Source organism: Rhodoferax sp. U11-2br, from assembly GCF_018619435.1.
Classification (GTDB): Bacteria; Pseudomonadota; Gammaproteobacteria; order Burkholderiales; family Burkholderiaceae_C; genus Rhodoferax.
Genome location: NZ_JAHFZF010000014.1, coordinates 94275 through 103472 on the forward strand (window position 1 = coordinate 94275; position 9198 = coordinate 103472).

At 54.3% G+C, this 9198-nt stretch carries 8 protein-coding genes and 1 tRNA gene; all 9 read right to left on the bottom strand.

What is annotated here, in order from left to right:
* Positions 1–53: 53 nt before the first annotated feature.
* Positions 54–4166 (bottom strand): DNA-directed RNA polymerase subunit beta, encoded by a 4113-nt coding sequence (gene rpoB, locus KKO72_RS11020; protein WP_078365480.1) that lies wholly within the window; start codon positions 4164–4166, stop codon positions 54–56.
* 282 nt (positions 4167–4448) lie between these two features.
* Positions 4449–4823 (bottom strand): 50S ribosomal protein L7/L12, encoded by a 375-nt coding sequence (gene rplL, locus KKO72_RS11025; RefSeq protein WP_078365479.1) that lies wholly within the window; start codon positions 4821–4823, stop codon positions 4449–4451.
* Positions 4824–4866: 43 nt separating this feature from the next.
* The gene (gene rplJ / locus KKO72_RS11030) at positions 4867–5388 is read right to left on the bottom strand and encodes a 50S ribosomal protein L10 (RefSeq protein ID WP_078365478.1); all 522 of its coding nucleotides are present in this window, start codon (positions 5386–5388) and stop codon (positions 4867–4869) included.
* A gap of 260 nt (positions 5389–5648) precedes the next feature.
* Positions 5649–6344 (bottom strand): 50S ribosomal protein L1, encoded by a 696-nt coding sequence (gene rplA / locus KKO72_RS11035; protein ID WP_078365477.1) that lies wholly within the window; start codon positions 6342–6344, stop codon positions 5649–5651.
* Entirely contained in the window at positions 6345–6776 is a 432-nt protein-coding gene (gene rplK, locus KKO72_RS11040; RefSeq protein ID WP_078365476.1) for a 50S ribosomal protein L11, read from the bottom strand.
* 163 nt (positions 6777–6939) lie between these two features.
* On the bottom strand, positions 6940–7548 hold the full coding sequence (nusG, locus tag KKO72_RS11045; RefSeq protein ID WP_214938189.1) for a transcription termination/antitermination protein NusG: 609 nt from the start codon (positions 7546–7548) through the stop codon (positions 6940–6942).
* On the bottom strand, positions 7548–7931 hold the full coding sequence (secE, locus tag KKO72_RS11050) for a preprotein translocase subunit SecE (protein WP_078365474.1): 384 nt from the start codon (positions 7929–7931) through the stop codon (positions 7548–7550). Before secE ends, nusG begins: the two co-directional genes overlap by 1 nt.
* Positions 7932–8042: 111 nt before the next feature.
* Positions 8043–8118 (bottom strand) — tRNA-Trp (locus KKO72_RS11055).
* An 8-nt stretch (positions 8119–8126) separates the two neighbouring features.
* Positions 8127–9198 (bottom strand): elongation factor Tu (gene tuf / locus KKO72_RS11060; RefSeq protein ID WP_214938192.1); only part of this gene is annotated, 1072 nt, incomplete at its 5' end.

A 9198-nucleotide genomic window follows, 5' to 3' on the forward strand; every position in this document is an offset into this window, starting at 1 on the left:
TCCCGCTCACAGAGCGGAGCGGAGGCTGCCCAGCAATACTTTTCGCTATTCAATTAAGAGCGTTCAAGCTCAATATCCAGGCCCAAGGAGCGGATTTCCTTGACCAGCACGTTGAACGACTCGGGCATGCCCGCTTCGATCGAGTGTTCACCCTTGACGATGCTCTCGTAGACCTTGGTACGACCTTGTACGTCATCCGACTTGACCGTCAGCATTTCCTGCAAGGTGTAAGACGCGCCATAAGCTTCCAGTGCCCACACTTCCATTTCACCGAAGCGCTGACCACCAAACTGGGCTTTACCACCCAGGGGCTGTTGCGTGACCAAGCTGTACGGACCAGTCGAACGGGCGTGCATCTTGTCGTCCACCAAGTGGTGCAGCTTCAGGTAATGCATGTAACCGACCGTGGTGGGACGCTCAAAGCGGTCACCGGTGCGGCCGTCGTACAGGTAGGCCTGGGTACGGGTCTCGGTCAAGCCCTTGAGCTTGGCGATGTCGTCCGGGAACGCCAGCTTCAGCATGGCACGGATTTCGTCTTCCGTTGCACCGTCGAACACGGGTGTCGCGAATGGCATACCGGTGGTGAGGTTCTGCGCCATCTCCAACAACTGGTCGTCGTTGAGTTGGCTCAGGTCTTCCTTGCGGCCGGTTGTGTTGTAGATCTCTTCGAGGAACGTGCGCAGTTCGGCCACACGGGACTCGGCTTGCAACATGTCACCGATGCGCTGACCAATGCCCTTGCCTGCCCAACCCAAGTGAACTTCCAACACCTGACCCACGTTCATCCGTGAAGGCACACCCAACGGGTTCAGCACGATGTCACACGGGGTGCCATCGGCCATGTGCGGCATGTCTTCCACCGGAACGATCTTCGAGACCACACCCTTGTTACCGTGGCGGCCGGCCATCTTGTCACCCGGTTGCAGGTGACGCTTGACCGCCACATACACCTTGACCATCTTCAACACACCTGCGGGCAAATCGTCGCCCTGAGTGAGTTTTTTGCGTTTTTCTTCAAAAGCCAGGTCAAAACTGTGGCGGGTTTGTTCGTTGGAGTTCTTGATGCTCTCCAGTTGCACCGACACATCATCTTCTGCCGGACGGATGTCAAACCAGTGGTAACGGTCCACCGAGGCCAAGTACGCTTTGTCGATCTTGGTGCCTTTGGCCAGCTTTTGCGGGCCGCCATTGGCGACTCTGCCAACCAGCAGCTTCTCAATCCGGTCAAACGCATCGTTTTCCACAATCCGCAACTGATCGTTCAAGTCCAGACGGAAGCGTTTGAGCTCGTCGTCAATGATCTGCTGGGCACGACGGTCGCGCACAATGCCTTCACGGGTGAAGACCTGCACGTCGATCACGGTGCCTTGTGAACCCTGGTCGACACGCAGCGAGGTGTCCTTCACATCGCTGGCTTTTTCACCGAAGATGGCGCGCAACAGTTTTTCTTCAGGCGTCAGCGTGGTTTCACCTTTGGGTGTGACCTTGCCGACTAGCACATCGCCAGGTTGCACTTCAGCACCCACGTAGATGATGCCGGATTCGTCCAGACGGTTGAGCTGTTGCTCACTCAGGTTCGGAATGTCGCGTGTGATTTCTTCGGCACCCAGTTTGGTGTCGCGTGCCATCACCACCAATTCCTCGATGTGGATCGAGGTGTAGCGGTCTTCAGCCACCACACGTTCGCTGATCAAGATCGAGTCTTCGAAGTTGTAGCCGTTCCAGGTCATGAAGCCGATCAGCATGTTCTGACCCAGCGCCAACTCACCCAGATCGGTGGAGGCACCATCCGCAATCACGTCACCCTTGGCCAGCCGATCGCCCTTTTTCACAATCGGACGTTGGTGGATGTTGGTGTTCTGGTTGGAACGTTGGTACTTGATCAGGTTGTAGATGTCGACACCGACTTCGCCAGCTTGTGCTTCGGCGTCGTTGACACGCACCACCACACGGGTTGCGTCGACATAGTCCACCACACCACCACGGGTTGCCGTCACGACGGTGCCCGAGTCAATGGCGGCCACACGTTCAATACCGGTACCAACCATAGGCTTTTCCGGACGCAGCACCGGCACAGCCTGACGCGACATGTTGGCGCCCATCAAGGCGCGGTTCGCATCATCGTGCTCAAGGAACGGCACCAAAGAAGCGGCCACCGACACGATCTGTGCGGGCGACACGTCCATGTACTGCACACGTTCGGCACCCACCAAAATGGATTCACCGGCTTCCCGTGCCGAAATCAGGTCACCTGAGAGGCGGCCTTCTTTGTCCAGCGCGGCATTGGCCTGGGCGATCACGTACTTGCCTTCTTCGATGGCCGACAGATAGTCAATGTCCAGCGTTACCTTGCCCTCAACCACGCGGCGATAAGGTGTTTCGATAAACCCATACTCGTTCAGACGTGCGTACAACGCCAAGGAGTTGATCAGGCCGATGTTCGGACCTTCGGGCGTTTCAATCGGGCAGACGCGACCGTAATGGGTCACGTGCACGTCACGCACTTCAAAACCTGCACGCTCGCGGGTCAAACCACCTGGGCCAAGAGCAGAGACACGACGCTTGTGGGTGATTTCCGACAGCGGGTTGGTCTGGTCCATGAATTGCGACAGCTGCGACGCACCAAAGAACTCTTTCAAAGCAGCTGAAATCGGCTTGCTGTTGATCAGATCGTGCGGCATCAGAGGCTCTTGCTCCGCCTGACCCAGACGTTCTTTCACAGCCTTTTCAATACGGGCCAGACCCATGCGGTACTGATTTTCGGCCAACTCACCCACACAACGCACACGGCGGTTACCCAAGTGGTCGATATCGTCCACTTCGCCATGGCCGTTACGCAAGTCGACCAAAATCTTGACCACAGCCAAAATGTCTTCGTTGGTCAACACCATCGGGCCGGTGGACTCAGGGCGCCCCATCTTGGCGTTGAACTTCATACGACCAACACGCGACAGGTCATAGGTGTCAGGGTTGTAGAACAAGCGCTGAAACAAAGCTTGCACGGCGTCTTCTGTTGGCGGCTCGCCAGGGCGCATCATGCGGTAGATCGCCACACGGGCGGCGAACTCGTCAACGGTTTCGTCGGTGCGCAAGGTCTGAGAGATATATGCGCCTTGATCCAACTCATTGGTGTAGATACACGCCAGATCCTGCACACCCGAGGTGCGCAGTTTCTTGAGCAAGGCTTCGGTCAACTCTTCATTGGCTTTGGCCAGAATTTCACCAGTGTCGCCGTCTACCACATTGCGGGCCACAACACGGCCAATGAGAAAATCCTCAGGCACGGACACATGGGTGGTAGCAGATTGCTCCATCTCGCGTGTATGGCGCGCCGTGATGCGCTTGTCCTTGGCAACAACCACCTTGCCGTTTTTGTCGGTGATGTCAAAACGTGCCACCTCACCGCGCAGGCGTTCGGCCACGAACTCCATCTGCGCACCACTGTCCATCAGGCGGAAGTTGTCGTTGACGAAGAAATTGGCAAGGATGGATTCGTGGTTCAAGCCGATGGCTTTCAACAGGATCGTCACCGGCATCTTGCGGCGGCGGTCCACCCGGAAGTACAGAATGTCTTTCGGGTCAAACTCAAAGTCCAGCCAGGAACCGCGGTAGGGAATGATGCGTGCCGAGAACAGCAACTTGCCGGAGCTGTGGGTTTTGCCCTTGTCATGCTCAAAAAACACGCCGGGAGAACGATGCAACTGCGACACGATGACGCGTTCGGTTCCATTGATGACGAAAGAGCCCTTTTCAGTCATCAAGGGCACCTCGCCCATGTACACCTCTTGCTCCTTGACCTCTTTAACGACCTTGTTCTGTGTCGTGGAAGACTCACGGTCATAAATGATCAACTGCACCTTGGCGCGAACGGCCGACGCGTAGGTCAAACCACGGGTTTGGCATTCGCGCACATCAAAAGCAGGTTTCGCCAGGTTGTATTCGAGGTACTTCATCTCGACAAAACCATTGTGCGAGACGATCGGGAAGGCCGCACTGAAGGCAGCCTGCAGGCCTTCGGTCGAACGCTTTTTGGGAGCAACATCAGCTTGCAGGAACGCGGTGTACGCGTCCTTTTGCATCTGCAACAGGTAAGGAATTTCAAGCACGCTGTCGCGATTGCCAAAATTTTTACGAATTCGTTTGCGTTCGGTGTATGAGTAAGCCATGAAATCTCCGGGCAACTGAGGAACCTGGCGGGTCCTGGACGACTTTTTTCTTGGCGATTGGCCGCTACCAATCTATGGCGGACGGTTGCACCTTGCATGCAACCCGAACCAAGGCATCTTCTTCTGTCGGAATGAGAAGACACTGAAAAACAATTTTTTGTCTGGTTTTGAGCTAACTTTCCAGCTAGCCAAAGTGTCAAAAAACTGCTTTACGGTGTGTTCTTTAGAAACACCAAAGGCTGGAGGCCTTTGACAGCACTCCAGCCCTTTGACCTAACTCAATTACTTGAGTTCAGCCTTGGCACCTGCTTCGATCAATTTCTTCAGAGCGGCATCAGCGTCAGCCTTGGCCACGCCTTCCTTGACGTTCTTCGGAGCGCCGTCAACCAGGTCTTTCGCTTCTTTGAGGCCCAGACCGGTGATTTCACGCACAGCCTTGATGACCGACACCTTCTGGGCGCCTGCATCCAGCAGAACAACGTTGAACTCGGTCTTTTCTTCGGCCACTGCGGCGGCAGCACCACCGCCAGCGGCGGGGGCAGCCATGGCAGCTGCGCTCACACCAAATTTCTCTTCGATGGCTTTCACCAGATCGTTGAGTTCCATGACCGTCATGCTGTCGAGCGCGGTCAAAAATGCGTCTTTATCGAATGCCATTTTGATTTCCTAACAATATTGATTACTAAATGCCGAAAGCGGATCAGGCTGCCACGGCTTCGGCGGGCGCTTCTGCACCGCCGCCTTTTTGCTCTGCCAGAGCCGCCAGCACGCGCGCGGTGCGCGAAATAGGCGACTGCATCAAGCCCAACAACTGCGCCAACAACACTTCCTTGGAAGGGATACTGGCCAACTGCTTCACACCCTCGACGTCCAGAGCTTTACCGCCGTATGCACCACCACGAATCACCAACTTGGCGTTGGTTTTCGCGAAATCTGCCACCACTTTCGCGGCAGCAACTGCATCTTCAGAAAAGCCATAGATCAGCGGACCGGTCATCTGGTCAGACACAACTTCAAAGCCGCTTCCGGCAACAGCCCGGCGAGCCAAGGTGTTTTTCAACACACTCAGGCTAACGCCATTGCTGCGCGCAGTTGAGCGCAATTTGGTCATGTCGGCAACCGTGATACCCCGGTATTCCGCCATCACGAGCGTTTGAGCTTTAGCGGCGAGGCCAGTCACATCACTGATGACCGCTTCTTTCTCACTGCGATTTAAACTCAAGGTCTACTCCTTCAAAATGTGTCTTTGGACAAAGATCAACTCTACGTCACCCGACACGCCATATTTCAGCGACCAACTGTTAAGAAACCCAACGAATCTTTAGCAGCGGGGTCGCCATCTGCGTTGGCGATTAATTCATTAAGTGCAAACATTGCAAAGCAAATCATGCACACCAACGGTCTTGGATGGCCTGCTGACATCTTGCAACATCAGCAACCCACCACACCAGGCACCCTTTTCAGGACACCCAATTCTTCACATTAAGCGGTGATTGTTTGCAAATCAACGCGAACACCGACACCCATCGTGCTAGACACGGCAACTTTGCGCAAATACAAACCCTTGCTTGTTGCAGGCTTGGCTTTAGCCAACGCATCAACCAATGCAGCCAAGTTGCCTTGCAGCTTGTCGTTGTCAAAAGAACGACGGCCAATGGTGGAATGCACAATACCGGCTTTGTCCACGCGGAACTGCACTTGACCGGCCTTGGCGTTGCGAACCGCAGTTGCCACATCAGGCGTCACTGTGCCGACCTTGGGGTTAGGCATCAAACCACGTGGGCCCAGAATCTGACCCAGAGTACCGACAATACGCATGGCGTCAGGTGCGGCAATCACAACATCAAAAGGCATGTCACCGGCCTTGACCATGGCAGCCAGATCGTCCATACCCACGATGTCGGCACCGGCTGCCTTGGCTTCTTCAGCCTTGGCACCTTGGGCGAACACCGCCACACGCTTTGTTTTACCGGTCCCATTCGGGAGCACCACAGCACCGCGCACAACTTGGTCAGACTTCTTAGCGTCGATACCGAGTTGAACAGCCACATCGATCGATTCGTCGAACTTGGCATTGGCGCATTCTTTCACCAGACCAAGCGCATCACCCAGGGCGTACAGCTTGCTGCTGTCAACCTTACCTTGGAAGGCCTTTTGTTTTTTCGTCAAGCGTGACATTTAGACACCCTCCACATTCACGCCCATCGAGCGCGCTGAGCCAGCAATCGTCCGAACCGCTGCATCCATGTCAGCAGCAGTCAGGTCCTTCATCTTGGTCTTGGCGATTTCTTCGAGCTGGGCACGCGTGATCTTGCCGACCTTGGTCTTGAGAGCATTGGCCGAACCCTTGTCGATCTTCACTGCTTTCTTGATCAAAATGGATGATGGGGGCGACTTGATGACAAAAGTGAAACTCTTGTCAGCAAACGCCGTAATCACCACAGGCAAAGGCAGACCTGGCTCAACACCTTGAGTTTGCGCATTAAATGCCTTGCAAAACTCCATGATGTTCAGACCACGTTGACCCAATGCGGGGCCAATGGGAGGGGAAGGATTGGCTTTGCCTGCTGGGACTTGCAGTTTGACAAAACCGACGATTTTTTTCGCCATGGTTTACTCCTGACGGGTACTAACGCCGAAGTTTGTTGTTGACAAACACTGGCTCCCCGGTATTAACGACTCGACTTTTAACCATTCGCACCGAGTCGGAAGATGCGAATGCCTCAACCAAGCAAACAAAGGAAAACCTTCATCCACCCAGCAACAATTCAACTCAGGTTTTTTCGACCTGCGAAAACTCCAGCTCGACAGGCGTCGAACGGCCAAAAATAGTCACAGCAACACGAACTTTGCTCTTGTCGTAATTAACCTCTTCCACCGAACCATTGAAGTCAGCAAAAGGACCTTCCTTGACACGCACAAATTCACCCACCACAAATTCGATTTTGTGACGCGGCTTGTCTGTACCTTCCTGCATCTGACTGACGATTTTCAAAACCTCAGCTTCAGAAATTGGAGAAGGACGAGTCTTGCCACCACCCACAAAACCTGTCACCTTGTTGGTGTGCTTCACCAAGTGCCAAGTGTCATCATCCATGACCATTTCCACCAAAACATAGCCCGGGAAAAATTTGCGCTCGGTGGTTTTTTTCTGACCATTCTTGATTTCAACCACTTCTTCCATGGGGACCAGAATGCGTCCAAACTTGGACTGCATGCCCGCACGGTTGATGCGCTCAAGGATGTTGCGCTCAACAGCCTTTTCCATGCCGGAATACGCATGAACAACATACCAACGCAAATCTGGATTGGTAGGTGCGGTAGCCAGGGTCTGCGCCGCAGTGGGCAAACCCGGAACAGGTTCTGCTACAACATCGTTCATTATTTTTTCCATCCAAGAATCAGGTCGTAAAACACCCATTCAAGCGTTTTGTCTGTCAGCCACAAAAACAGGGCCATGACAAAAACAAACCCAAACACATACAAGGTCATTTGAATGGCTTCACGTCGTGTCGGCCAAACCACCTTCTTGATTTCACGCACCGAGTCTTGCCCAAAAGCAGTCAAGGCCTTGCCAGACTCAGATGCCAAAAAGACAACAACCGCTACAGCCAAACCTGCCAGCAGACCCAACCACTGAAACAAAGGACCCTGCTTGGCCAAAACGTAATAAGCAACCAGCGACAAAACTACCAAGACAACAGCCGCCGCCAATTTGGCCTTGTCTGCAGTGGTATTGACGGTTTGAACTTGAGGAGTAGCCATTGTCAGTTGATGTCGAGCATGTTAATTAGCCATATTTTTGGGTGCTTTCCAGACGCACAAGCCCGCCGTTTGCACAGCGGGCTTTTTTAGCCACCTCTCGGCCAATTCAGGTGGCAGGGGCAGTAGGAATCGAACCTACAACCTTCGGTTTTGGAGACCGACGCTCTGCCAATTGAGCTATACCCCTACAGACAATCAAGCAAGAATCTTGGCAACCACACCGGCGCCCACAGTCTTACCACCTTCGCGGATAGCAAAGCGCAGGCCTTCTTCCATAGCGATGGGGGCAATCAACTTCACGGTGATCGACACGTTGTCACCAGGCATCACCATTTCTTTGCCTTCTGGCAGTTCAATAGCACCGGTCACGTCAGTTGTACGGAAGTAGAACTGGGGACGGTAGTTGCTGAAGAACGGGGTATGACGACCGCCTTCATCCTTGGACAACACATAGACTTCACCTGTGAAGTGGGTGTGCGGCTTGATCGAACCCGGCTTGCACAGCACTTGACCGCGCTGCACGTCTTCGCGCTTGGTACCGCGCAGCAAGATGCCAACGTTGTCGCCCGCTTGACCTTGGTCGAGCAGCTTGCGGAACATTTCAACACCGGTGCAGGTGGTCTTTTGGGTGTCATGGATGCCGACGATTTCGATTTCTTCGCCGACTTTGATGATGCCGCGTTCGATACGACCGGTCACCACGGTACCACGACCCGAGATGGAGAACACGTCTTCCACGGGCATCAGGAAGGCGCCGTCCACAGCGCGTTCAGGCGTGGGGATGTAGCTGTCCAGTGCGTCAGCGAGTTTGAAGATGGAGCCTTCACCGAGGTCACCCTTGTCGCCTTCCATGGCGAGCTTGGCAGAACCATGGATGATGGGGGTGTCGTCGCCCGGGAAGTCATACTTGTCCAGGAGTTCACGCACTTCCATTTCAACGAGTTCGAGCAGTTCGGCATCATCCACCATGTCGCACTTGTTCAGATAGACGATGATGTAAGGCACACCCACCTGACGAGCCAACAGGATGTGTTCGCGGGTTTGCGGCATCGGGCCGTCAGCAGCAGAACAAACCAGGATGGCGCCGTCCATTTGAGCTGCGCCGGTGATCATGTTTTTCACATAGTCAGCGTGTCCAGGGCAATCCACGTGGGCATAGTGACGAGCTGCGGTTTCGTACTCAACATGAGCGGTGTTGATGGTGATACCACGGGCCTTTTCTTCGGGCGCTGCGTCAATCTGGTCATACGCCTTGGCTTGACCACCA